This is a genomic window from Roseivirga seohaensis (assembly GCF_001592945.1).
Lineage (GTDB): Bacteria > Bacteroidota > Bacteroidia > Cytophagales > Cyclobacteriaceae > Roseivirga > Roseivirga seohaensis.
Genome location: NZ_LRPB01000006.1, coordinates 111,389 through 138,255, shown reverse-complemented (window position 1 = coordinate 138,255; position 26,867 = coordinate 111,389). Strand labels below are relative to the sequence as shown.

Sequence of the window (26,867 nt, the reverse complement as noted above, 5' to 3'; positions counted from 1 at the left end):
ATTCTGTTATCTTACCTTTTCAAGAACACCCCCTGTCTTTATGGAGCCTAAAATCAAGAAAATCAAAAAACTGTTGGTCGCCAATCGTGGCGAAATTGCCATCCGTGTTTTACGAGCTGCTTCTGAATTGAAAATCAGAACGGTTGCTATGTATACTTATGAAGATCGCTACTCATTACATAGATACAAAGCAGACGAAGCGTATCAGATAGGTGAAAATGAAGAGGCCTTAAAGCCTTATCTCGATATTCAAGAGATTATTACTTTGGCTAAAAACGAAGGTGTAGACGCTATTCATCCGGGATACGGCTTTCTTTCTGAAAACGTCCATTTTGTACGGGCATGTAAAGAGGCAGGAATTATCTTTATTGGGCCTGAACCAGAGGTGATGGAAAAACTTGGCGATAAGGTGCAAGCGAAAATTGTAGCCAGTAAAGCCCAAGTGCCTTTAATTGAAGACAGTCAGGAATCGCTAAATTCGTTTGATGTTGCTTTAAAAGAAGCTAAAAGAATTGGTTTTCCTATAATGGTGAAAGCCGCAGCAGGCGGTGGAGGCCGGGGAATGCGTGTAGTTCGTCAAGAAGCTGATCTTGAAAAAGCATTCAATGAAGCCAAAAGTGAAGCCTCAAAAGCTTTTGGAGACGACACCATGTTTCTTGAAAAATTCATTGATAATCCTAAGCACATCGAAGTGCAGATTATGGGTGATAATTATGGTCATTTGGTGCATTTGTATGAGCGAGATTGCTCGGTACAAAGAAGGTATCAAAAGGTAGTGGAGGTAGCACCATCAATAAATTTAAGCCAAACCACTCGCGATAAATTGTATGAGTACGCCCTTCGAATTACAAAAGAGGTAAACTATAACAATGTTGGTACGGTTGAGTTTTTGGTCGATGCTGAAGAGAATGTTTACTTTATTGAAGTCAACCCGCGAGTTCAAGTAGAGCATACCATAACAGAAGAAATTACTGGAATCGATATTGTTCGTTCACAAATCGAAATTGCCCAAGGTTACCCGCTTTCCGACCCTAGAATTTTCATTAAGGATCAGGCAGATATACAATGCAATGGTTTTGCAATACAGTGTAGAATAACTACTGAAGATCCTGAAAATGGCTTCAAACCAGATTATGGAACCATTATAGCTTATAGAAGTGCTGGTGGATTTGGTATCAGGCTCGATGCAGGAAACTGCTATGCAGGCGTAACCATATCACCATTCTTCGACTCTATGTTGGTGAAAATTTCAGCAAAGGGAAGAACATTGAAAGGGGCTTCTCAAAGATTGCAGAGAGCTCTTTCAGAATTTAGAATAAGGGGAGTGAAAACCAATAAGGGTTTTCTCGAAAACGTACTGAAACATCCTACTTTTTATAATGGAGAAGCCACAGTAAAATTCATTGAATCTCACCCTGAGCTTTTTGAAATGCCACGGTTTATGAACCGCGCAACGCGTCTACTAAATTACTTGGGTGAAGTAGCAGTAAATGGAAATCCAAATGTAAAGCGAATCGATCCGTACGTTCATTTTAGAGAGCCGAAAATACCTGCCAGCGATAGACTTGCTTCTCATCCTAGAGGCACAAAACAGATATTGACGGAAGGCGGACCAGATGGCTTGGTGAAATGGGTAAAAGATCAGAAACAGATTTTGTTTACTGACACCACTTTTCGTGATGCTCATCAATCGCTTTTGGCCACCCGAATGCGGACTTTGGATATCCTTAAAGTAACCGATGGTTTCACGAAAAATCACCCAGAAATTTTCTCTCTAGAAATGTGGGGCGGTGCCACTTTCGATGTGTCCATGCGCTTCTTAAATGAAAATCCATGGGACAGACTAAAACTTATTCGCGAAGCTGCGCCCAATACCTTAACTCAAATGTTGTTGAGAGGCTCTAACGGAGTTGGTTACACGGCTTATCCAGATAACTTGATCGAGCGATTTGTGGAAAAAACAGCAGAGCATGGTATGGACGTTTTCAGAATTTTTGATTCGCTGAACTGGATTGAAAACATGAAAGTGAGCATCAAAACGGTTCGGGAAAGAACCAATTCCGTAGCAGAGGCTTGTATTTGTTATACAGGCGATGTGCTCGATGCAAACTCAAAATACAATCTTCAGTATTACATCGACATGGCCAAGGCTTTGGAAGATGAAGGTGCTCACATACTTTGTATAAAGGATATGGCAGGTTTATTAAAACCTAGAGCCGCTACCAAATTGATCACAGCCTTAAAGGAGTCGGTGGAAATGCCAATTCATTTGCATACCCACGATACTTCCTCAATGCAAGCCACAACTTATTTCCACGCCATTGAGGCCGGGGTCGATATTGTTGATGTGGCCATTGCATCAATGTCGGGTCTTACTTCACAACCTAATTTCAACTCAATAGTAGCTTGTTTAGAAGGTCATGAAAGAGATCCAAAAATCAACTTATCAAAACTGAATGAGTATTCTAATTATTGGGAAGACGTTCGTGAATACTATTATCCGTTTGAAAGTGGCTTAAAAGCAGGCACGGCAGAAGTATATGACCATGAAATTCCAGGTGGGCAATATTCTAATTTACGCCCGCAAGCAACAGCCTTAGGTTTAGAGCATAAGTTTGAAGAAGTAAAAAGGAATTACGCAATCGTCAATAAGTTATTTGGAGATATAGTTAAAGTAACTCCATCATCGAAAGTGGTGGGCGATATGGCCATTTATATGACTTCGAATAACCTAACAGTCGAAGATATAATGACTCGTGGAGAGTCTCTTTCATTTCCAGAATCGGTGGTGAGTTTGTTTAGAGGAGATTTAGGGCAAACCCCTGGAGGTTTTCCTCAAGAGCTTTCAAAAATTATTCTCAAAGGAAAAACGGCATATACCGATCGGCCAAATGCTCATTTAGAGCCAGTGGATTTCGATAAAGAGTTTAAGCAGTTTCAAATCGACTTTGATGAATATTGTGATGAATTAGACTTTCTGTCTTATAAACTTTATCCAAAAGTGTTCAGAGATTTCTATGAGCACTGGCAGACTTACGGAGAAGTACGACACCTTCCAACAAAAGCCTTTTTCTATGGTTTAAAAGAGAACGAAGAAGTGTTTGTTCAAATTGGTAAAGGCAAGCACATCATTGTCAAAATGCTGCATAAATCAGAACCAGACGAAGATGCCATAAGAAAAGTATATTTCGATCTGAATGGTCAAACCAGAGTCATTGAAGTAAAAGATCAGAATGTAAAAGTAACCAAAGCAGTTCATCGTAAGGCAGAGGCCGAAAATGAGATTGGATCACCTTTGCAAGGCCGATTGGCAGAAATCAAAGTAAAAGAAGGTCAGGAAGTTAAAGCCAATACAGGCTTATTCGTGATTGAAGCAATGAAAATGGAAACAACGGTTTCTGCTCCAAAAGCAGGTAAAGTAAAGAGGGTTCATTTACAAGCTGGAGAAATGATTGACCAAGAAGATTTGGTGATAGAAATGGAGTAATTATATTAGAGTAGAATAGGCCTTATTTAAGCATAGGGCCTCTCCATGCCCAAAACAGAACTGTGTTTTAGTACCTGATTTACAGAAGAGGAAAGTGCGCTTTACCTCCAGAAAAGTGTGATTGGTCTGTAATTGCTGTTAAATCACCGATTCATTCAAGAATTTTGACGAAAACTTACTTGATTGCGTAAGTTTAAAACCTGCACAACGTTGGATAAAAAAAAGAAGATAAAAGTTTTATTGATTTCTGAGGGTACATATCCATTCTATGGTGGAGGTATTTCTACTTGGAGTCATATGCTTTGTGATAGAGTAACGAATGTAGATTTTACTTTATATTCAATTAATGCGGGTTTTGAAAAGGAGCCAATTTTTGAATTAAGTGAGAATGTAAAAAAAGTGATACAAGTTCCTCTATGGGCTCCAGACGAACCTCAAGACTATGTTAGCTTTAGTAGGGAATATTATAAAGTGGTGAGTAAAAAAGAAAATACTTCACCAGAAGTTATTCAAAAGCACTTTGTTCCCATTTTTAAAAAATTCCTAGACCTTCTTTATAGTGATTCTGAAAACATGGAAGCGCTTGATTTTGTGTTCCGAAGTATGTGGGAATACTTTAAGGATTACGATTATAAGGAGACAATGAAAAGCGAAGAAGTATGGCGCGTTTTTCAGGAAGAAGCCATTCAAGAAACAGAGGCTGGGGGAGTAGAAGCTACACTTTTTGATTTAACTGTTGGTTTACGTTGGTTGTATAGGTTTTTGATTCCTTTTTCCATAGCCATTGAAAAAGTGGATGTATCACACATTACGCTTTCTGGTTTCCCTTTAATACCAGCTCTGGTTTTAAAATATAGATACGGTACTCCACTCATGATTACAGAACATGGGGTGTACGTAAGAGAGCGCTTACTTTACATTAATCGTTCAGACTATTCATATTTCATAAAGGTATTTCTGATAAAACTAACAGAATGTATTACCCGACTTTCTTATTACAAGGCCGATAAAATTCTCTCCGTAAATAAATTCAATATTACTTGGGAGCTAATGTATGGAGCAGATAGAGATAAAGTTGAAATCACTTACAATGGGGTAGATCATGAAAGGTTTGTGCCTAGAGAAAAGCCTGAACATTTAAAGGGCATTCCTACCGTGGTTGCGGTAGCTAGAATCTTTGAATTAAAAGATGTACTTACCATGATCCGGTCATGCGCGGTAGTAATGAAGAAGATACCAAATGTTCAGTATTTGGTTTATGGAGATAAAAATGCGGTGCCTGAATATACAGCAGAGTGTGAGGCTTTGATCGAGGAACTGAATTTGGGAAATAACTTCTTTTTAAAGGGTTTTCATAGCCAACCTCATCTGATTTTTAGTGAAGGCGATATCTCAATTCTTACTTCTATTTCAGAAGGCTTTCCGTTTACAGTTTTAGAATCGATGAGTTGTGGCATACCGGTTGTAGCTACCGATGTTGGAGGAGTAAGTGAGGCGATTGAGGAAGGTACTGGATTTGTATGCAAACCCAGAGACCCAGAGGCAATAGGAAGTAAGGTAGTTGAATTGCTTACCAATAATGAACTGAGAATGGAAATGGGTAAAAAGGCCCGTCAGCGTGTGATCGATAATTTCACTCTCGATATTTTTATTAAATCTTATGAAAATATTTATGAGTCTGTGTATGCGCAAAGTTTAAATAAATAATCGAAGGTGATTTGATGATGGATTTTGAGAGTAAAATAGAGCGGCTAGGTTTAGATGTTTACGATAAGGTAGGTAAGCCTGTCAATGTAAACGTTGTGCGTGCTATGCTCGAATCCATGAGTATTAGAGCCGTGGATGCTAAAACAGATTATGGCGTAGACGACTTGCAAGAGTTGGCTAGAATGGTCTTTAGCCAAATTACGAGTGCCGATTTTATAGCTACTCACCCAAGTAAATTAAAAGTGAATGATCAGTTTAAAAGTGAAGTAACTTCTGCCTCCGATTATCTCCGAATCAAAACAAAGTATTTCTTTTATTACTATCCGTTAGGGCTTTTTCATGGGCTTCCAGTTTTTATTCAAATTCTAACCATTATTCTTTTTGGGTATTCACTTTGGACGTATGTTGGCTTTAATCAGCTTCAATCAACAGCCGTAGTGCTTGGGGTTATTTTTGGCCTTGTAGGAACAGGTGGTTTTGTCCAGGTCATTGGTCGGCAAATATCACATTACTGGTATAACAATGATTTTGTGATGGCCAGAAAAAGCACCATTAAAGTAATTAAAGATGGATTATTGTTCATGTCGGTGCTGAGTGTGCTGCTATTGGTGGTTAATTTCTTTGCAAATATTTATCCATATCGTTTTCTCTACATCGTTTATATCTATTCCTTTTCAATCGGGATTTTGTTACTTATTTCTGCTGTTTTTCACCCTTTGAAACAACGCTGGATGATTACAGTTGCCTTTGTTGTGGCTACCGGATTGGCGCTGAGCTTGAAGCTATTTACTAATATAGATACTTACTTTACCCATTGGATAGGCATTTGGGTAGCCATTATTTTAATGGTAATTTACTTAAACTATTTCTTCAATAAGAAGATGAAAGCCACCCGAAATGTGAGTAGAGCTACTTCAAAAGCAGCTGTAATGATTTACCGCAATTACCGCTACTTTTTTTATGGTTTACTTTTTTTCGTGTTCATTTTCATTGATCGAATTCTAGCGTGGTCTACCTCAGCAGACGGCTTGTTGCCATATGCTGTATATTATGAAAAGAATTATGAGGTTGGCATGGATATCGCAATTCTAATATTCTTCCTGTTGGTTGGGGTTCTAGAATTTAGTATCGCCTCCTTTAGTACGTTAAGCGATTTGTTGCAAAAACAGATTCCTTACAATCAGCCGCAGGTGTTTAATCGTAAATCATTGAAAACATATTGGGAACATGTTCAAATACTTCTGATTACCGGTGTGGTAATGATTGCCTTGTTATACACCGTTATTTGGGTCTGGTTTGGTTATGAAAGAGCCTTTAATGAAACCCTCAGCCCAATAAGTATAAAAGTGAGTATTTTGGGAGGTTTAGGTTATATTCTACTGGCTTGGGGTATGCTTAACTCTTTGTATTTGTTTACGCTAAATAAGCCTACTAAGCCATTAAAAGCCATTATGGTTGCCTCCGTAGTCAACTTGGTTGTAGGGCTTTTCCTGAGCAGGTTGGTTTCATATGAATATAGTGTTGTAGGAATGTTGGTAGGTTCAACCACCTTCATGCTCTTGACCTTGAAGTCGGTAACGGAGTTTTTCAAAAACCTTGACTACTACTATTATGCGGCTTATTAAAACTCTATCGCTTCTTATGGCCTTGTTTTCGTTTTCGGGGCTTTTCGCCCAAAAAGTACAGCCCAGTTCTGTGCTTATTTGTTATGGTAAAATCAATCCTGATCAAATTCAAGGGTATAAATATGTAATTCTAGAATCAGAACACTATACCGCATTTGATATTAAGTTAATCAAGGAAAATAACGAAAATGTATTGGGCTATATAAGTGTAGGTGAAGTAAGCAAAAGCCGTTTTTACTATAACCAACTGAAAGAAAGCACTCTTGGTAAGAACAAGATTTGGGAGAGTTATTATCTGAACTTACGGGATGAAAATACCCAGAAAGTACTGCTAAGCTTTGTTGATAAAATGGCTAAAAAGGGCTTTGACGGACTATTTCTAGATACGGTAGATACTTTTGCAGAATGGGGGCCATATCCCAATATGGGAGATGGTCTGGTAAATCTCTTAAAAATGATGAAGGATAAATACCCTGATTTTCATTTAATGCAGAACGCTGGACTTTCCTTAATTCCAAAGTCGGCCAAGTATATTAGTACAGTCGCTATAGAATCGGTAGCAACGAACTATTCCTTCGACAAATCGGAGTATGGTATGCACAAGTGGCATGAATTCTACAGAAGAGTTGAGGAGTTACAGGAAATAAGAAAGAAATATCAATTGCCGGTAATACTTATCGAGTATGCCGATAGTAGAAAACTATATCAGAAGGTTAAACAACAAATAGCTCCATTAAAGTGGGATTATTTTATTGGTCAGATTGGCTTACAAACCATTCCAAATTTTAAATAGGAATTAAGGAAATGAATATTCCATATACCGACTCCATATTTATTGGCCTCATTAGGCTCTTTCTCTGGATTCTGTTCCTATATGTAATGAAACGCCTTTTTTTCAAAGGAAAAGGTTCTAAGAATCAAATCAACTCTATGGCAGGAATGTGGTCTTTTTTTGCCAGTGTTATTGTTGTTGGGATTTTTCTATTGGTTCAAATCAATAGTTATGACCTAATGACCTGCCTCTTCATCATGGTTATCTTTTTTGGAGTTCGATTAGTAGGTATTCAAAATGTGCTTTCCGATTCGGCTCGATTTAGGCGTCAAAGGAAAATGATTTTGTTGGATGTAATTGAAAAAGTAGAAGATAAAGAACCATTAATTGATATTGTTGAAGAGAAACCTACAAAAAGACTATCAGTCAATTTTGGGTTTGTGATAATGGCACTAACAGGTTTTGTGGCTATGGCGGTAAGGTTTTACTTATTCAAGTATGATAATTACCAACTCTCGGAATCATGGTTTAGTGAACTGGCAATACTTAAGGGAATTTCGCAACAAAAATGGTTAAGTAATGATGCAGGGGTTGTCGGCCAACACGCTCTGATGACTTTTTACGAAAAAATGACAGGGATAAGTCCAGAAATCACCCTTGAATCATTCGGTATTCTTCAAGCTTTTATTCTGAGCTTTATCATATTCTGGTTTATGAATATAATGACGGGCTCTAAGGTTACCGTTCCACTGATGGCTACCCTGAGTTTTGCCTTTTTCTTTAATCTTGTGCCCATTAATCTTTCGCAAATTACCCACGGTAAAGAAACCTTAATGGCGCTTACGTTGGTGCTTCCGGCTATGGTATATATTTATAAGCCATGGTTACTTTATGCAAGGTCTTCACGAACCTACACTTCCAAAATATTTGTCATTTTCACGGCCATCGCCTTAATAGATGTTTACTCGCTAATAGTTTTAATTCCACCGTTTATTTTGGTTGCTTCTTTCTTTACCAGTAAAAATTATAGACGCTTTTATTTTCGTGCATTAAAAGCATATTCGTTAGCAACGGGGCTGGTGTTAGGTGTTTATGCCCTGCATTTTTATTATGAAGGCGTAGATTTCTTTCAATTCATTGTTTCAAACTTGCTGTCGGTTACATCCTCAACTTATACCAGTAATATGATCCTTCCATATACTGAGTTAATTACTATTGTTCAGATTGTTTCACTGGTATCTGTTATAGTAATGTTTTTTATGATGAAGAGTAAAAAAGATAAATGGGCAAGTTTGATTGCTTTTGTAATCTATGTGAATGTATTAATTGGTATTAGTTTTTTAGACTTCCGATATTTTGATATCGACCTTTTTAATGAAGTTTTGCCCGTATTTATCTCCATTATTTTAGGTGTAGCCATTTATTTGGGCATGTACCTATTCGTAACCAAAGTGAAAAAAGTATATATGCCTGAAGCAATTGCTGTGGTGCTCATTTTTATACTATTTGCTACGGGAGCATTTTATGGTCAGAAAAACCTTTTTGGTAAAGAAGAACCTACCTCGCGCTTATCAAAAAATGTAATTGCGGCTTATCAAGAAATCTCAGCTAGCTTTCTGCCTTATTCCTATGCAGTGGTAAATAGCGGAACATTCCAACCGCTCAGCACTAACTCTCATAATTTTATTAACTACAGGGATTTTCTTGGTGAATACGCTGTTCGAGACTCCGTTTACTTTGCTAATAAAGAAGATAAAGAGTTTTTAAGAGCAAACACTCAGTATATTATTCCAAATAGCCTGTTGGTATTTGTTTTTAATACAACCAGCGAAGAAGGGTTTAATCGACTTGCATTGTATCTAAACTTGACTGATAATGTGATTGGTCGAATTGAGAAACTTAAAAGTGAAGGCAGAACAGTAAAAGAGTTTTTTAAAAGTGATGGCCTTACCGTTTTCGAAATTGTAAATAATCCAGGAGAAGCGAGAATTAAAGAATTGTTATAGTTTGAATTGCTACAGAATCACATATCAACCAATTATTCTCTGGGCTCTATTTTTAATAGTAGCCTTGGCGAGTTGTGGTAATTCAGATGAAGCCAAAAGTGGAACAAATCAAAAATCAGTTGCTTTTGAAGCGCTAGAGGAGCCTTTGGTGGTGTATATTCATTTTGCTGGAAGTGAACTGAGTGATTCATACTCAGGCCATATTGGTAAAATCATGGATTATACTAAAATTCCATATAAAGAGCTACCGCTAAAAAAGTTTAATGATTCTCCTATTTTTAAATCTACACCTAGAGTAATTATAATAGATGGTACAGCTGCGGTAGAGTTAAAAGAACAAGCAATAGACTACTTAGTAGGCTTTGTAGGGGAAGGTGGTACGCTTATTTTCTCAAGTGTTAACGAAGATCAGCGTATGGGTTATCTGTCAGGAATTAAAGAGGATGCCACCTTTGCGTATGATTTAGGAGCTAAAGGTTTTAGGTTTATAAAAAATGTATTACCTGGTTTAGATAGTGCTAGCCTATATGTTAACAAGGAGCATACTGCTTTAGCTAAAGAAAATTTTAAGCCGAATATTAATGTGTTGGCTACAGCTGTCAATGACGAGGAATTCCCTGTTATTTTTGAAAATTTTATTGGCAACGGTAGGGTAATAAACTTTAATACAACTATCAAATTAGAAAGGTCTGATAGAGGGCTTTTGTTTGCGGCTATTTTGAGTGGGTTAGAAGGAACACCTTATCCAGTGGTAAACGTGAGTACTATTTTTATTGATGATTTCCCCACACCTACCTATAACATTAAGTCTGAGCCCATCAAGTCGGAATTTGATATTACCCAAGCAGAATTTGTGACTGATGTTTGGTGGCCTGATATGCTTAAGCTGTCAAAGAGGTTTGGAATCAAATATTCAGCTTACCCAATTTTCAACTATAATGTAATAAAGAACTCACCTTTTCTTTTCGATCAGTGGGATATTCAAAAAACGGAAAGAAAGGGGAAGCGGTTGAGTACTTCGGTGTGGATGAGCAGAGAGGTTCTTCGAAATGGCTTTGAATTAGCAATTCACGGGTATAACCATGAGTCTTTATTGAAAGAGGTTTGGGAAAATCCAGAAAGCATAGAATCGGCATTTAAGGCGGCTAGAAAAAAATGGACTGTAGATCGGCTTGGAGAATATCCTACAAGCTATGTAGCACCATCAAATTATATTGATAGCATTGGCTTGGTGCATTTAAAAAGAGCCATGCCTGAGATTGAGTTTATGAGTACTACTTATGAAGGCGACATTGTGGAAGGTGGAGGAAGAGATTTTGACCCAGATCCGTATGAGCCAAATCTTTTTGATTTTCCTAGAATCACAAGCGGTTATACTTTCAATAATAGAAAGGAGTATTTTCATCAGTCACTTTATTTATACACCGGAATTTGGACACATTTTATACACCCTGATGATATTTTTCAGTTGCCTACCGAAACCAATAACTCAGCCGGTGAATTTGAATACAGAAATGGAGAAGGATTGAACTGGTACAGAACTTCTGATAATAAGGAAGGGATGTATACTAGATGGGTGTCATACCTTGATAAAGTGAGAACAATACATCCCACCACCAGATTCTTAACAGTAACAGAAGGTGGAAGAATAACGAGAAACTGGAGAAATTCTACCTATGAATACAGTGAAAGCGGAGACTTTTATTCGGTGAGAAAAAGCAGTTCGAATAAATGGAATGATAAAGAGTTTTATTGGTTTGTTTTTGCAACAGAAGAAAACGCAGAGGCTATGGAAAAGGGTTTTTCTAAAGTAGTGGAAACATATACAAAAACAGCTTTTTTCGGTGGTACGCTATTTACTCTTAAAACATCAAAACCTCAACTTTTATTTAACAATGTAAAATGGAAAGAGGCACCTTTATTTGATTTGTCTGAAGCTAGGGCTATGGCTAATGAAGACTACAGTAGCTACTTATCAGAAAGGGCTACAATAGTTAATGGTTATATGGCTGAAAGTGGTGAAACTGAAAAAACTACAGAGGAGGTTCTGGCTCAATTAACAACCACAGAAGATTCGGTAGCATGGTTTGTCGAAAATAGTCAGTTAGAGCAAGCAACAGTAATCCTTGAAGATAAACTTCTTAAGCAAGCCTCGGTTGATTCGCTAACTTTTACTGATTTTGTGCTCTATTCGGGCTATCAAGAAAAGCCAATGGATGTTTGGAGTTTTATGGAAGAGGTATATCAAGAGCAGTCGAAATCCCTAGCCTTAGATTATTTGAACCTCTATTTGAAGAAAGAGTCATTCCCGAATGAAGAGTTAACAGAAAGATGGCTTTATCGGAAAATTTTCTTCAACGCGAAAGATGAATCTGCCATCAAAGATTACTTCACTTTCTTTTACACTACCGAATATGTGTCGCAAATCAAGCAGTTGCTCACTCACTTAAACGAAAACAACCCTACACCTGAAAATTATGCGCGATATATTCAGTTCCTTATAGATTTTGAACTCGAAAATCTTAGTGAAGAATTAATAGGCAAAAGCCCAGAAGAGTTTCCGTTGCTTTGGCCTAAGGCAACTACCATTACTTACACATTTTCAGATGAGGGAAGAATTCAGGAAGCATTATTATGGTCTGATTTCACAGATGAAATTCCAATAAACACGGTGCTTCAATGGTGGATTGAACTCGAAGCTTACAATAAAATGGAAAGCGTTTATAATGAATATATTGTTGATCATCCAGAAGATCAAGAGGCTAAAGCATTTGTGAGTTCTGCTTGGTATGATATAGGGGAATACGAAAGATCAGCTCTTATAGCCAGCCAATTACCTGAAGGAAGCGAGAAAAAAAATGAAATTGAAAAGCGCTTTAATCCAGACGTGATTTACTTCGATGCCGATGTTCAGAAATTTTTGATCGATAGGACTCCTGAGCTTTTTAGCCCAGAAACCCTCCATACCCTAACGAAAGAGCTTCGTTATAATGAGAATAATTCTGTTGAAGTAAATACAGCTTATGTAGAAGATAACTTCGATCAGTCAGTTTGGGAAAGCAGCGCTACTTTCAACCTAAGAACAGAAAGGGGGAGGCAGCATAGCTTTTCTGTAACTCATGCAAGCGTGTCTGATTTGGTGTTAACAGATGTTGATCCACAAAATTTAGCACACGAGCTTTACGGATTAAGTTACCGCTACCTAACAGCCAATAACCCATCAAAACCATTGTTTAGTGCCGGGGCTGGCTTGCAGAGAGATAATTTCAATAAAATGTTTGTTGAGTTGGAGGCTAGTATTTCGCAGTCAAAAGAAAATGTATTTAAGTCGTTGAGTTTAGACTTTGCACCTGTACAAACAGGTGTGGGTATCTCAAAAGAAATTTATAAGTCTGAAATCATTGGTTACTATGAACGTGGTTCTACCAAGTTTTGGCAATCGAGCTTTGCTTTGGTGGGCAGCTATTATACCAACGGAGGCATGGAAGGCGCGTTAACCTCTCGTCTGTTTGCCAATTTAAAAAGAGCGAATAAATCCCGATTCTCACCTTTTGCAGAACTATTCGTATCAGCTGCCAATACGAGCCAAGAAAACGGAAACCCTTATTGGATTATCAAGAGTAGGCTTTACGGTGGTGGGGGTATTGCTTGGACATTCGGAGAAAACGAGCGAAAGTTAAAGAGTAGGATAGAAGCAGGTTATTTCTTTGATAGCTATACCGATGGATTTTTGAGAGTAACGGGTAATGTATCATTTCCAATAAAGGAATTCACCTACGTAACCACCCAATTTGAGCTATTTAATCAGTCGCTCTATTATTCTAATGGAGTTCAGCTTGGAATCAAGCATTTCTTAGATCGAAAAAGAAAATACACTTACAAACCTAGGTCTTATTAACCAAACTAGGGCACAGTGACCCTTTAAGGGCTAGTGTTCACTTTTATTTGTTTTACAAATATAGATATTATAGATTTGATCTATATTTGTAGATTAAATAAAATCAAAATGAAGGGCGACAACATTGGTGAACTAGAAGAGCTTGTGCTTTTACTCGTTGGCGTATTGTACGAAAATGCTTACGGAGTCTCTGTTTTGAAAGAAATGAAAGAGCAGACCGGACGTGAAGTTAACATCAGCGCTATTCATGCGGTTTTGAACCGGCTCGAAGAAAAAGGTTTACTCACTTCTGGCATGGGTGGGGCCTCACAAGTTCGGGGCGGAAGAAGAAAGCGTTATTATTCCCTTACATCAACAGGTAGAGCCGTTTTGGATGAGGTCAAATCCATGCGCGACAAACTCTATAATCAACTACCAGCACTCAATTTTTCAGCATGAAAGATTTTGAGCAACCGAAACCACCACGCTGGGCCGACCGCTTTTTAGAGTGGTATTGCAACCCTAAGCTATTGGAGCAAATTCAAGGCGATGTGCATGAACTCTTTTTCTGGCGATTAGAAGAAAGAGGGGTGAAGAGTGCCAAGCGTGCTTTTATTTGGGACATTATTCGCCTATTCCGATGGAAGAATATTAAAAGGAAGTCAAGTGAAACAACTCAATTTAACAACATTGCTATGTTCAAAAACTATTTTAAAATCGGTTGGCGAAATATCCTTCGTCAAAAAATGCCCTCGTTTATCAACATCACAGGGCTCTCTTGCGCCATAGGCTGCTGTTTGGTGGCTTTTATGTTTATCGAACCACGGGTGATTCGAGATCAATTTCATGAAAACGGTAAGAACATCTACTTGGTCGCGCATGAGGCTTTTATTGAAGGTAACTTGGGTAAATACGGGGTTTTTGATTCGAGCCTAGCCAAGGAATTGCCTGATAAATTCCCTCAAATAAAACGCAGGACGAGGATGAAAGGCACACAAAATATTTTCCGAATTAAGGATAATATTTTCAGGAGCTATGTGAATTATGTTGATCCCGATTTTCTGAATTCATTCTCTTTTCCTATGGTTTATGGAAGTAAAGATGTACTGAAAGACCCTTCTAAGATTGTGATTGATAGATCTGCCGCTATAAGGTTTTTTGGAGATGAATATCCGATCGATAAGTTGTTGAAAGTCATTTATGACGAAGAAGAAATTAATTTTTCGGTGGGGGGAGTGATCGAAGATGCGCCCAATAACTCTAGCATCAGGCCAGGCTTTCTTATAAGTTACGAGGTGCTGGAAAATAGGGGGCAGACAGCCCAGGCCAATGCCGTAACATTTATAGAATTAGAGAAAGAAACTAATGCATTGGAGCTCGAAAGGTCATTTCAATCAATGGTTTCAGTCCAGAACGGGCTTAAACCTGATGCTCAATACGAGTCGATTTTCCTCGTGCCTTTAGAGTCTATGGCCAAGAGTAACTTAAACGGAGTGCCAGGAGGACCACCACCAATGGCTCCAATTATATTACTCATCTCCATTGCGGGTTTTATGTTGTTATTGGCCATTTCTAACTATGTGAATATTGCTATTCTAATGGCAACAAGGCGCGTAAAGGAAATAGGAATCCGTAAAACGATAGGCAGTAAACGATCTCAAATTATCGTACAGTTTTTGACCGAAAACCTTATTCTTTGTGCGCTTTCAATCTTTCTAGGGTTTGTTTTGGCCAGAGGGTTTTTTATGCCTTGGTTTAATGAAATGTCTGGAGGAACTATCTCTCTCAATTTATTTTCTAACCGAAATTTATGGCTCTTTTTAGGATTACTCTTATTGGTGGTTACTTTCCTTTCTGGATTTTACCCTGCAGTATATATCTCAAAATACAAGCCTTCTGTCATTTTTAGTGGAAAGGAAAAACTAGGGAAAAGATGGGGTTTTTCGGGTGCACTAATTACGTTTCAATTAGTACTGTCAATCATCACAATTGTAGGTGGAATCATGTTCGTTCGAACCAATAATATGCAAAAAAGGATAGAGTGGGGCTTTGATAAGGAAGACAAAATTTTAGTGAATATTCCAAGTTCAGAAGTCTATCCAGAATTATTGAATAAAATGATGTCTTTACCTGGGGTTGAAGAAGCCGTTGCAACAAATGCAGCGTTAGGTGAGGCTTATGGCAATACTGAATTTTACTTGGGTGATAAAAAGAACCGAGCTTCGTTTCTATCTTGTAGTGCTAAGTATCCGCAGTTTATGGGCTTAGAGCTACATGAAGGAAGGTTTTTCGACCCTGAACTGATTAGTGATTCACAGTCTTCGGTAATGGTTAATTATAAATTTGCCGAACATTACGGTATTCGAATTGATGATCTAATTCAAATTGATAGTGTTTTTCATAAGGTGGTGGGTGTATTGAATGATTTCACCTATCAAGGCTTGAGTGACAAAATAGAGCCCATAATTATAAAGGCCAAACCCGATTCTGAATTGAATTATCTTACATTAAAAGTTTCGGCAGGTACTGAAATGGAAATGGAAGATAAAATTAAAAAAGCATGGGTGGATGTAGTACAGAATAAGCCATATATAGGCTTTTTACAATCTAGGATTTTTGATTCTGGTTCTGAAGATAGCAGAGGGTTGAAAAACACTATGTTATTTACATCTACCCTCGCTACAATTCTTGCGGCCATGGGGATTTTTGGTTTAGCATCTTTAAGCATCGCATCAAAAATGAAAGACATAGGTATTAAAAAAGCTTTAGGGGCTAATTTGATCCAACTCACTAAATCTGTCTATCTAAAATTCGGTATCATGTTATCCATAGCAGTGGTAATTGGAAGTACGTTAGCAGTATTTATCATTGGGATATTTCTAGATGAGGTTTATGCCTATCACGATCCTGTAAACTTTATTCCATTGTTTTTTGCAGCTGCTATTTTGACAATTGTAGTTTTCCTAACGGTCACTACTCAAATAGGTAAGGTAAAGAAAATGAACCCTGCTGAAACTTTAAGAATGGACTGATAAAACAAAAACGGGCTTTGATCTAATATTAATCAAAGCCTGTTTTAATTTTCTGTAATAAGAGATTAGTTGCCTTCACTACCAACCTCAATTAAGGTTTTCATGTCTTTGGTGCCCATTCTTTTCATGGTTATTTCACCATCTTTAAACTCCATCACCACAATAACAGAAACCTTCTGTTGCATTCTTGGCCATTTAAGGTTGTCGTTAATACTGCTGATAAGGTTCATTTTTTTGGTTTTAATATTGGTTTCATTTCTAATGCTCATCAAGCAGCTAGTACCTCTATTGTCCACCAAAACCTGAAACCCAAGAATTCCTTCAGCATTCTTTTTTGTCTTTTCATCCCAAGAGGCTGTAACCACTTCAATGATTTTTTCATTATCAAGTTTCGCAAGTATCTCATCGGTTTCATAAACAAATTGATCCAAATAGCAATTATCAACTACATCTGGAAAAACATGCTGCGCAAAGGCTTGATGAGAAAAGCAGAAGCACAGCAGAAGAAAAAATAGTCTGATCGTTTTCATGCCTACTAAGTTAGCAAAATGAGGTAAATCTTTCTGGCTGAATTTTTTTAAAGAATTATTTCCTCAACGATACTCAAATTTGGTAATGCGAAAATTGATCGTTGTTCTGACATCAATTTCAACTCATTCGAACAAGCACCAGCTTTTTTTAAAATTAAAAATACGATAATGAATTTTATAGAATACAATATGCATATTAAATATTACATTTGTGGTATTTAATATGATGTATGAAGAAGATTAAGATTCATATCTGTAATAATAAAAGAGCATGGTTTACTCCTAAAGGTAGGTTGTGGCATGTAGAGGACAAAGGCGTTCAACTCTCTTATAGAACTATTGAAGAGATGCTTAGAACTCATCCAGAGTTTGCATCAATTCCAGAGATACAAGCATCTGTTGATAGGCATATTGAAAAAGCGAAGAGAAAAAAAGATTATCTAGTAAGAAAGGAATCAAAAAGGATTGAATTTGAGGCAACTCCAAAAATTAAAACAGAAAAAATGGTAACCTGTTATTATTGTTTTGGTACCGGAGAGACTGGCTTGGGAATGCCCTGTACTAACTGTAAAGGGAAAGGAGGGTATTTAGTAACCGATAAAGGTTTTTGAGAGATTATTCAAGACTAATAAATCGGTTTTATTTTTCTAATCTTTTCATTTACACGCAATAAATTCATGATTCTTAGTTATCTATTTGGAGCGGTAATTTTTATATTGAACCATCAGCGTTCCAATCTCTTACTGTCTTAATTAAATTGAAATGTCATTATCCAAAACCTCTCTTTTGGCTGCCTTGTTGTGCCTGTTTTTTGTCGCCTCTTGTAGTGATAAGAAAACCCCAATAGATCAGCTTAATAAGCAAGCCGATCAAGCCTTTTCGGCTTATGTTTCATCTTATACTTCTGGAAAAGTATCTACACGATCAACCATTATGGTGCGTTTGGTAGAACCCGTAACGGATGCCCAGTTAAGTACAGATCCTACTTCGCTTTTTCAGTTTACACCAAGTATTTCTGGTAAGGGCCGTTGGGTAGGAAATAATGTTGTAGAATTTCAACCTTCATCTCCTCTTAAATCAGGCACTTTGTACAACGGAACGCTAAAGTTGAGCAGCCTGAAGGAAGTAGAGAAAGAACTCAATAATTTCAATTTTGGATTTGAAACGGTCAGTCAAAATTTCGATTTAGAAATAGAACAAATTGCCTCAGATACCGAAGATGCAATGCGTAAGCAAGTTATTGAAGGGCAGTTCAATACTGCTGATTTTGCCGACTCTGCTGCTGTGGTGAAAGCAGTGTCGTTCAAACAGCCAGGCGGTAACCTTTCAGTACAATGGGAAATTGATAAAGCAAACGGCACTACACACAGGTTTAAAGTACAAGGAGTTGAAAGAAAGGAACAAGCTTCAGAGGTTGAAGTGACAGTAGATGGAGGCAGTTTGGGGGTGGATCGCGATTCGCGAACGGTGGTGCCCGTGGCTGTTCTTGGCGATTTTGAGGTGTTAGATGTTAAAGTGGTAAAAACAGGCGACCCTTATGTTTTGGTCAGTTTTTCCGATCCATTAAAAGAAGATCAAGATCTAACGGGGTTAATTACAGTAGAAGGTCAGAATGATCTTCGCTATACAATCGAAGGCAATAATGTAAAGGTATTTGTGGCAACTGATATTTCTGGTGTCAAGGCGGTTAAGGCGTATCCTGGAGTTCGTAATCTCCTAGACTTTAAAATGAAGGAGCTTTATCAGAATGTTGTCAATTTTGAGCAATTGAAGCCCTTGCTAAAACTTAATGCAAAAGGCACAATTTTACCCAGTACCGATGGCCTCATTCTTCCTTTCGAAGCCGTGAACTTGAATGCAGTAGACGTAACCGTAATCAAAATATATGAGCGCAATGTGTTGCAATTTCTACAGGTAAACGAATTCGATGGGAATGAGCAATTGCGCAGGGTTGGGAAACCAGTTTTGCAAAAACGTATTCCGCTTAACGAATCGGGAGTGTTTGATTTAGGGAAGTGGAATCGTTTTACGCTTGACTTGAATGAGCTTATTCAAACCGAACCAGGAGCCATTTACCAATTACGAATCAACTTCAGAAGGCCCTATTCTACTTTTGGATGTGCCGCACCAGCAGATGAAACACCAGTACTAACAGGGCAAATTCCAGAAGACAATTGGGACGCTTATTCTGGCGACAATGACGGTGCGTACGATAGTTATTACGATTACAACTATGGTAGAAACTACAACTGGCAGGACCGTGATAATCCATGTACGTATTCCTATTATGTGGGCACTAACCGAATGGTAAGTAAGAATATTTTGGCGTCAGACTTAGGGATGATTGCTAAAATTGGGAACAATAGAAAACTGACGGCCTTTGTTACTGATTTGAAAACCACTAAGCCAATTTCGGGTGTTTCTGTAGATGTTTATGACTTTCAGGAAGAGAAGATTGCTACTGTAACTACCGATGGTCAAGGTAAAATTGAAACGGACTTATTGAGGAAACCATTTTTATTGGTAGCCAACCGAGGGGTGGAGCGTGGTTATTTAAAACTTTCAGATGGACTTTCGCTCTCCATGAGTAATTTCAATACAGGTGGCGCTCGAGTAGAAAGAGGGTTAAAAGGCTTTATGTATGGCGAAAGAGGTGTTTGGCGTCCGGGCGATGATATTTATTTAAACTTTATTTTAGAAGATAAAGAAAACAATCTGCCAGATGACCACCCAGTAGTTTTTGAATTGATCGACCCATCTGGAAATACAAAACAGCGTATTGTGAGAACGCAGTCTGTAGATGGCTTTTACGATTTCAAAACCCAAACTGCCGACACAGACCCAACGGGCAATTGGACAGCAAAGGTAAGTTTAGGTGGTGCGGAGTTCACCAAACGTGTAAAGGTGGAAACAGTTAAGCCTAACCGACTTAAGATTGATTTGGATTTTGGAGTAGACAGGCTCACTGCCGCAACTACTTTCGTTTCGGGCGACTTGAATGTGAAATGGCTCACAGGTGCTGCTGCAAGAAACCTAAAAGCCGAATTCGACCTTTATTTGAACCCTGTCACAACTACTTTCAAAAACTTCCCTAATTATTCATTTGATGATGAAGCAAAGAATTTCAACCAACAACCTACTCAGGTATTTTCTGGAGAGGTTGACGCTTCTGGTCACTCAAAAGTGAACTTGAAAATTGGTTCAGAATTAAATTCTCCGGGGGCTGTAATGGCCACTTTTAAAGGAAAGGTATACGAGCCGGGAGGTGATTTCAGTATCGATCAATTCAGTATTCCTTTCTATCCCTACACTTCATTTGTTGGAGTGAAAAAGCCAGAGGGTGACAGAAGAGGACAATTGGTTACGGGCAAATCACATCAAATGAGCGTAGTAACGGTGGATTCCGAAGGAAATACGATTGACAGAAAAGGATTGACTTTTGAAGTTTACAAATTAGGCTGGCGCTGGTGGTGGGACGGTGGCCAAAACGATATCGCCAATTACGTAGGCGCCAATTACAACAAACCAGTATTGACCAAAACGGTGAATACTACAGGAGGCAAAGCAACGGTAGATGTTAATATTGGCGACCGTGAGTGGGGACGCTATTACATTCGTGTAACAGATCCAGTTTCTAAACATTCCACTGGAACAATCGCCTACTTCGATTGGCCGGGCTGGGCAGACGATAATAACCGTCCGGGAGGCGCTTCACTTTTAGCCTTTTCTACCGACAAAGAAGATTACAATATTGGCGAAAAAGTGAAAATCAATATTCCGTCAAACTCAGAAGGAAGGGCATTGGTGAGTGTGGAGAATGGCAGCAAGGTAGTGGCTTCCTATTGGGTGGAAACCGGTAAAGGAGAAACAGCATTTGAATTTGAGACAACGGAAGAAATGGTACCAAACGCTTACGTAAACACCACGCTTTTACAACCACATGCACAAACCAGAAATGATTTACCGATCAGGCTTTATGGCGTAGTGCCAATAAATGTAAGCAACCCAAAAACCAAACTGAATCCTGAAATTTCATTACCGAATGTACTGGAGCCAGAATCGGATGTAACGGTGAAGGTGAGCGAAAAAGAAGGTCGTGCAATGACTTATACTATTGCGGTGGTAGACGAAGGATTACTTGATATCACCCGTTTTGGTACGCCAGACCCATGGTCGAATTTTTATGCGCGTCAGGCTTTGGGCGTAAAAACTTGGGATTTATTCGATGATGTAACGAATGCCTATAATGGAGAGCTGACCCGATTATTAGCCCTCGGTGGTGATGGTACGAACGCTAAACCAGAGAGTGCAAAAGCCAATCGTTTCAAGCCAGTGGTAAAACATTTAGGGCCATTTAGGTTAGAAGCAGGGAAGACCGCTTCGCATACTTTTAAAATGCCGAATTATGTAGGCTCTGTGCGCACCATGGTGGTAGCAGGAAAAGACGGTGCGTATGGAAAAGCAGAAAAAGCAACGCCAGTACGCAGACCATTGATGGTTTTGGGTACGCTGCCAAGAGTAATTGGCCCAGGCGAAAAAGTGAAGTTACCAGTGAGCGTTTTTGCCATGGAGCCATCGGTGAAAGAGGTGAAAGTTTCTGTAAAGGGAAATGCTTTGCTCAAAACTGTTGGTGTTGCACAACAATCGTTGACTTTTAATCAAATTGGAGATCAGATTATTGATTTTGAACTAGAGGTAAGTGAAACATTAGGCATTGGTACTGTTGAAATTGTGGCAACATCAGGAAATGAAACTGCAACTTATAAAGTGGAAATTGATGTACGAAGCCCTAATCCACCTGCGACAGATGTAATTGCCAAGGCGCTTCAAGCTGGGGAAAGCTGGAATCAGTCTTTCGAGCAAATGGGAATGGCAGGCACGAATAAGGTACAACTCGAACTTTCCGTCATTCCTCCGATTAATCTTGGAAAGCGCTTGAATTACTTAATTGGCTATCCGCATGGTTGTATCGAACAAACTACTTCCGCAGTTTTTCCTCAGCTCTTTTTAGGAGACATTATGGAATTGACGGCTGATAGAAAAGCTGAAATAGAAAGAAACATCAAAGCGGCCATTGATGGTATGTCAAAGTTTCAAACGAGTGAAGGAGGCTTTTCTTATTGGCCGGGTCAAAGCGATGACAACGACTGGGGAACGAACTATGCTGGTCATTTCTTGATGGAAGCCAAGGATAAGGGTTATAACATTCCTTCCAACTTACTGAGAAACTGGACAAAATTCCAAAGTAGAAAGGCTAAGAATTGGATGCGTCATGGTCGATACAACGATGATTTAATGCAGGCTTATCGATTGTATACTTTGGCTTTAGCACAAAGCCCTGAGTTGGGCGCTATGAACCGTTTAAGGGAAGATAATAGTCTTTCGCTGGAAGCGAAATGGAGATTAGCGGCAGCTTATGCGGTGGCAGGAAAGGTAAATGTGGCCAAAGAGTTAATTGCTTCAGAGCCGAAGGTGTCCACACCTAAATCGAACTACTATTATTACGGTTCTCAAACCCGCGACAATGCCATGATTTTAGAGACTTTGGGCTTGCTTAAAATGCAAAACGAGGGCATGACACTGTTAAGGACTGTAGCCGATGATTTAAGTGACGATCGTTGGATGAGCACACAAACAACCGCTTACTCGCTGCTTTCGGTCATCAAGTTTTCGGGAGTAGATAAAACTTCGAAAGGCTTAGAAGCTGCTTATGTTTTGAACTCAGGTGCGAGCCAAAGAATAGAGACAGCCAAGCCAGTGAAGTTGATTGATGTGCCTGTGGATGGGGCAAAAGCTGGTGCGGTTAAAATAGAGAATAAGGGCGAAGGAGTGCTCTTTGCTAGGGTGATTAAAACGGGGCAGCCCTTAGCTGGAAATGAAACTGCTGCTTCAAATGGTCTGACGGTAAAAGTGACTTATGTAGACCGGAACGGGCAAAGTATGGAGCCAAGCAGCTTAAGTCAAGGCACTGATTTCTTTGCTGAAGTTTCAATATTCAATACCGGAACAAGAGGGATTTATGAGAACCTTGCTTTGAGTCAGGTTTTTCCTTCAGGATGGGAAATTTTGAATGAACGACTGAATGAAATTCCGGGTGCGGCCACTTCGCAGAACTATACTTATCAAGATATTCGGGACGATAGAGTTTACACTTATTTTGACTTAAGACCTAACGAGAGAAAGCTGTTTAAGGTAGCTCTGAACGCCACTTATGCAGGGCGTTTTTACTTGCCGGCTGTTGGAGTCCAAGCCATGTACGACAACACCATCAATGCGCGCGTGCCTGGTCAATGGGTAGAAGTAAAGCGAGTGAATTAAGAGTATATCACATTAGACCCGACAGGTTTTTAAAATCTGTCGGGTCTTACCTCACCGAATGAAAAAACAGATCAAGAAATATCGTTATCCAATTGTGGTACTTTTGGTGCTATTGTCGGCTGCGTATTATGTCTGCTTGCCTAAAACACTTTTTAACGATCCATACGCAACTGTACTCAATGCCGAAAATGGAGAAATGCTTTCTGCCCGAATTGCCAGAGACGGCCAATGGCGGTTTCCAGAAGTAGATTCCATTTCTGATAAATATGAGGCAGCTTTACTAACTTTCGAAGATCAATATTTCTATCGCCATCCCGGGGTAAATCCTTTGGCCATGGGCCGGGCCATAGTTCAGAATTTAAAAGCTGGATCGGTAGTGAGTGGAGGGAGCACCCTATCCATGCAGGTGATACGGATGTACCGAAAAGGTAAGTCGCGCAACGTATATGAAAAGTTGGTGGAAATGATTCTGGCCACCCGACTTGAACTTCGATATTCCAAAAAAAACATTCTGAAACTGTATGCTTCGCACGCCCCTTTTGGAGGAAATACTGTGGGGATTGAAGCGGCCTCATGGCGCTACTTTGGCAGAAGAGCCAACGATTTAAGCTGGGCCGAAGCCGCATTGTTGGCAGTGCTTCCCAATCAGCCTTCATTGCTATACCCCGGAAGAAATACGGCTCCTTTAAAAGCCAAACGCGATCGCCTTTTAGATAAAATGTATGATGAAGGTTTTTTTGATGAAACTAGCCTTGAATTAGCCAAAGAAGAACCAATTCCTTCTAAACCTAATGATATTCCAATTGAAGCTTTGCACTTGCTGGACAAAGGCATCAAGGATGGAAAGGAAGGTCAAAGGTTGCAAACTACGCTAGATGCGCATTTGCAGAGGCGTGTAGACCGAGTGGTGAAAAACCATAATGCATTATTGAGGCTCGATGGAATTGAAAATGCTTCGACCATTGTGTTGGATGTTCGCAGTAATACAGTGAAGGCCTATATAGGAAATGTGTATGAGGAAGGTACATCGTCAACTGGCCAACAAGTAGATGTGATTCAAGCACCAAGGAGCACAGGCAGTTTGCTCAAACCCATACTCTATGCTTCTCTATTGGATGAAGGATTGATGCTGCCAAAATCGCTTTTGCCCGATGTGCCTGTGTATTTCAAAAACTTTGTGCCAAAGAATTTTACCCGCGAATACGATGGAGCCGTTCATGCCGATATGGCTTTATCGAGGTCGCTCAATATTCCTGCAGTTCATATGCTTCAAGATTATGGCTATCCGCGTTTCCATGAAAAACTGAAAGATTTAGGAATGACAACGCTTACCCAGCCCGCTAGTCATTATGGCCTGTCAATGATTCTGGGCGGTTCGGAAGGTACACTTTGGGACTTGACGAATATTTATGCAGGAATGGCGCGAACACTCACACAGTTTAATGGGCGGACTCCCGAAAAGCGCTATGAAAAAAGTGATTTTGACTTTGCGAATTATGATGGTGCAAATTCAAAAGTTCAACCTTCATTGTTGAGTGAAAAAGATGTTTCTAAAAAACAGCCAACTGAAAACATTGAACTGAAGAACAATAAACAGTTAAGCGCTTCTTCTATTTGGTTCACCTTCAAGGCCATGTTGGAAGTGTATCGTCCGGGCGATGATGCGCAATGGAAACTGTATTCTAGTGCCAAGAAAATAGCCTGGAAAACTGGGACGAGCTTTGGCTACCGAGATGGTTGGGCAATAGGTGTGACCCCCGAATATGTAGTAGGCGTTTGGGTAGGGAATGCCGATGGCGAAGGACGACCTGGACTCACGGGTATTCAAGCCGCTGCGCCAATTCTCTTCGATATTTTTGATGTGCTGCCTGAAACTACTTGGTTTAACCCGCCTATGGCTGAAATGGCATATGCACCAGTAGATCGTCAAAGTGGTTATTTGGCTTCATCCTATTCCATTCAAGTGGATACCGTTTTAATTCCAAAGGCTGGGCTGAATACCATGGCAAGCCCTTTTCATCAAAGGGTACACCTTGATAAAACTAAGAATTACCGTGTGAATTCAGATTGTGAACCAGTGGTAGATATAATCAGCACCAATTGGTTTGTCCTTCCTCCTAAACAAGCACTGTATTATAAAAAGCGTAATCCAACCTATCAAGAACTTCCTCCTTTACGAAGCGATTGCTTTGGTGAAAGCTTGGATATGGAAGTGATGGACATGGTATATCCAGAACCCGATGCGCAGGTGTATATTCCCATAAATCTAGAAGGCGAAAGGGAACAAGTGGTGTTTGAGGTGGCTCATCGTAAACCCAATAGCCAGTTGCATTGGCATTTAAATGATGTCTATTTAGGTACCACTCAAGGGAATCATGTTCTCGCCTTAACACCACCAGCGGGTGAACACATCATCACTGTGGTTGATGAAGAAGGGCATCGGTTGTCACGAAATTTTACAGTGTTGGAAAAGGTAGGGAAGTAAAAAAGGCTCCACTTATTAAAGTGAAGCCCCGGTGTTTATACTTCTTCTTTCAGCCTGTCTTTAAACATGCTCCGTAGTTTCTGAACTTTTGGATCAATTACAGCCCTGCAATATGGTTGACTTCCATTCTCGTTGTAATAATTTTGATGGTAATTTTCGGCTGGGTAATAGGCTCCAAGCGGACTGATTTCTGTTACAATAGGATCGTCAAAGTAACCCTTCATTTCCTCCTTTACAGCTTCTGCGGTTTGTCTTTCATCTTCGTCTTGATAAAAAATTACAGACCTGTATTGTGTTCCTTGGTCATATCCCTGTCTGTTTAAAGTAGTAGGGTCGTGGGTAGAAAAGAAAATACGAAGTAAATCGGCATAAGGTAGAATCTCTGGGTTGTAGGTAATTTTAATCACTTCCGCATGTCCCGTTCTTCCTGTTCCAATTTCTCTGTACGTTGGGTTTTTAACAGTTCCGCCTGAATAGCCCGACTCTACTTGTTTAACTCCTTTTACGCGTTGAAAAACAGCTTCGGTACACCAAAAACAACCACCGCCTAAAATGGCTGTGGCCTCCGTTTTGTCTTCTTCAATCAATTTCATCGAAGCCGAATTAATGCAATAGCGTAATCCACTTGGCGCAGGCCCATCAGGAAAAACATGACCTTGATGAGCATCGCAAGTATTGCACATTACTTCCACACGCACCATTCCATAAGACGTGTCTTTTTCGTATTTAATGGCATTTTCTTTTACGGGTTGTGTAAAACTTGGCCAGCCAGAACCAGATTCAAATTTTAATCTGGAGTCGAATAGGGGAGTGTCGCAGCAAACGCAACCATATAGTCCTGGTTCGTGGCGTTCGCAGAATTCACCAGTTCCTGCCCTTTCGGTGCCTTTTAATCTGGCAATTTGAAATTGTGATGGAGTTAAAATGGCTTTCCATTCTTCCTCAGTTTTTTCCACCCTTCTGTCGGGTGTTGGGCTGCCGTTGTTGGCAAATTTGATTACGTCAATCCAAGTAAGCATATATTCCTT

Annotated in this window: 13 protein-coding genes; 11 read left to right on the top strand and 2 right to left on the bottom strand. The window is 39.3% G+C overall.

Going from position 1 to position 26,867, the window contains the following annotated elements; all coding sequences use genetic code 11:
* Window positions 1-40 precede the first annotated feature (40 nt).
* The 8 genes from AWW67_RS04340 (at window position 41) to AWW67_RS04305 (ending at window position 16,506) form a co-directional block, all read left to right on the top strand.
* On the top strand, window positions 41-3,487 hold the full coding sequence (locus tag AWW67_RS04340) for a pyruvate carboxylase (RefSeq protein ID WP_062300458.1): 3,447 nt from the start codon (window positions 41-43) through the stop codon (window positions 3,485-3,487).
* Between the two features lie 210 nt (window positions 3,488-3,697).
* The gene (pelF, locus tag AWW67_RS04335) at window positions 3,698-5,194 is read left to right on the top strand and encodes a GT4 family glycosyltransferase PelF (protein WP_053222849.1); all 1,497 of its coding nucleotides are present in this window, start codon (window positions 3,698-3,700) and stop codon (window positions 5,192-5,194) included.
* A gap of 14 nt (window positions 5,195-5,208) precedes the next feature.
* The gene (locus AWW67_RS04330) at window positions 5,209-6,819 is read left to right on the top strand and encodes a hypothetical protein (protein ID WP_071387049.1); all 1,611 of its coding nucleotides are present in this window, start codon (window positions 5,209-5,211) and stop codon (window positions 6,817-6,819) included.
* Window positions 6,806-7,612 carry a glycoside hydrolase family 191 protein gene (locus AWW67_RS04325; protein ID WP_062300456.1) on the top strand — a complete coding sequence of 269 codons (807 nt, stop codon included), beginning with the start codon at window positions 6,806-6,808 and terminating at the stop codon, window positions 7,610-7,612. The genes AWW67_RS04330 and AWW67_RS04325 overlap by 14 nt, the downstream gene beginning before the upstream one ends.
* Window positions 7,613-7,623: 11 nt before the next feature.
* On the top strand, window positions 7,624-9,597 hold the full coding sequence (locus AWW67_RS04320) for a hypothetical protein (RefSeq protein WP_062300455.1): 1,974 nt from the start codon (window positions 7,624-7,626) through the stop codon (window positions 9,595-9,597).
* A gap of 1 nt (window position 9,598) precedes the next feature.
* Window positions 9,599-13,495 carry a DUF2194 domain-containing protein gene (locus AWW67_RS04315; protein ID WP_141655375.1) on the top strand — a complete coding sequence of 1,299 codons (3,897 nt, stop codon included), beginning with the start codon at window positions 9,599-9,601 and terminating at the stop codon, window positions 13,493-13,495.
* Between the two features lie 108 nt (window positions 13,496-13,603).
* On the top strand, window positions 13,604-13,933 hold the full coding sequence (locus tag AWW67_RS04310) for a PadR family transcriptional regulator (RefSeq protein ID WP_062300453.1): 330 nt from the start codon (window positions 13,604-13,606) through the stop codon (window positions 13,931-13,933).
* Window positions 13,930-16,506 (top strand): ABC transporter permease, encoded by a 2,577-nt coding sequence (locus tag AWW67_RS04305; RefSeq protein ID WP_062300452.1) that lies wholly within the window; start codon window positions 13,930-13,932, stop codon window positions 16,504-16,506. The genes AWW67_RS04310 and AWW67_RS04305 overlap by 4 nt, the downstream gene beginning before the upstream one ends.
* A 65-nt stretch (window positions 16,507-16,571) precedes the next feature.
* Here AWW67_RS04305 and AWW67_RS04300 read toward each other — a convergent pair whose 3' ends face one another.
* Window positions 16,572-17,036: a hypothetical protein gene (locus AWW67_RS04300; protein WP_053222842.1), complete on the bottom strand. Its 465-nt coding sequence runs from the start codon at window positions 17,034-17,036 to the stop codon at window positions 16,572-16,574.
* A gap of 230 nt (window positions 17,037-17,266) precedes the next feature.
* Here AWW67_RS04300 and AWW67_RS04295 point away from each other — a divergent pair, with 230 nt between their 5' ends.
* From AWW67_RS04295 to pbpC, 3 genes are all read left to right on the top strand, one after another.
* The gene (locus tag AWW67_RS04295; protein WP_062300451.1) at window positions 17,267-17,647 is read left to right on the top strand and encodes a hypothetical protein; all 381 of its coding nucleotides are present in this window, start codon (window positions 17,267-17,269) and stop codon (window positions 17,645-17,647) included.
* Window positions 17,648-17,798: 151 nt separating this feature from the next.
* Window positions 17,799-23,354, top strand: a complete 5,556-nt coding sequence (locus AWW67_RS04290) for an alpha-2-macroglobulin family protein (protein ID WP_062300450.1) — start codon at window positions 17,799-17,801, stop codon at window positions 23,352-23,354.
* A gap of 58 nt (window positions 23,355-23,412) precedes the next feature.
* A complete protein-coding gene (gene pbpC, locus AWW67_RS04285; protein ID WP_062300449.1) occupies window positions 23,413-25,839 on the top strand; it encodes a penicillin-binding protein 1C in 2,427 nt (808 codons plus the stop codon).
* Window positions 25,840-25,874: 35 nt separating this feature from the next.
* Here the strand turns inward: pbpC and AWW67_RS04280 are convergent, their stop codons facing one another.
* The gene (locus AWW67_RS04280; RefSeq protein ID WP_062300448.1) at window positions 25,875-26,858 is read right to left on the bottom strand and encodes a bifunctional methionine sulfoxide reductase B/A protein; all 984 of its coding nucleotides are present in this window, start codon (window positions 26,856-26,858) and stop codon (window positions 25,875-25,877) included.
* Window positions 26,859-26,867: the final 9 nt, after the last annotated feature.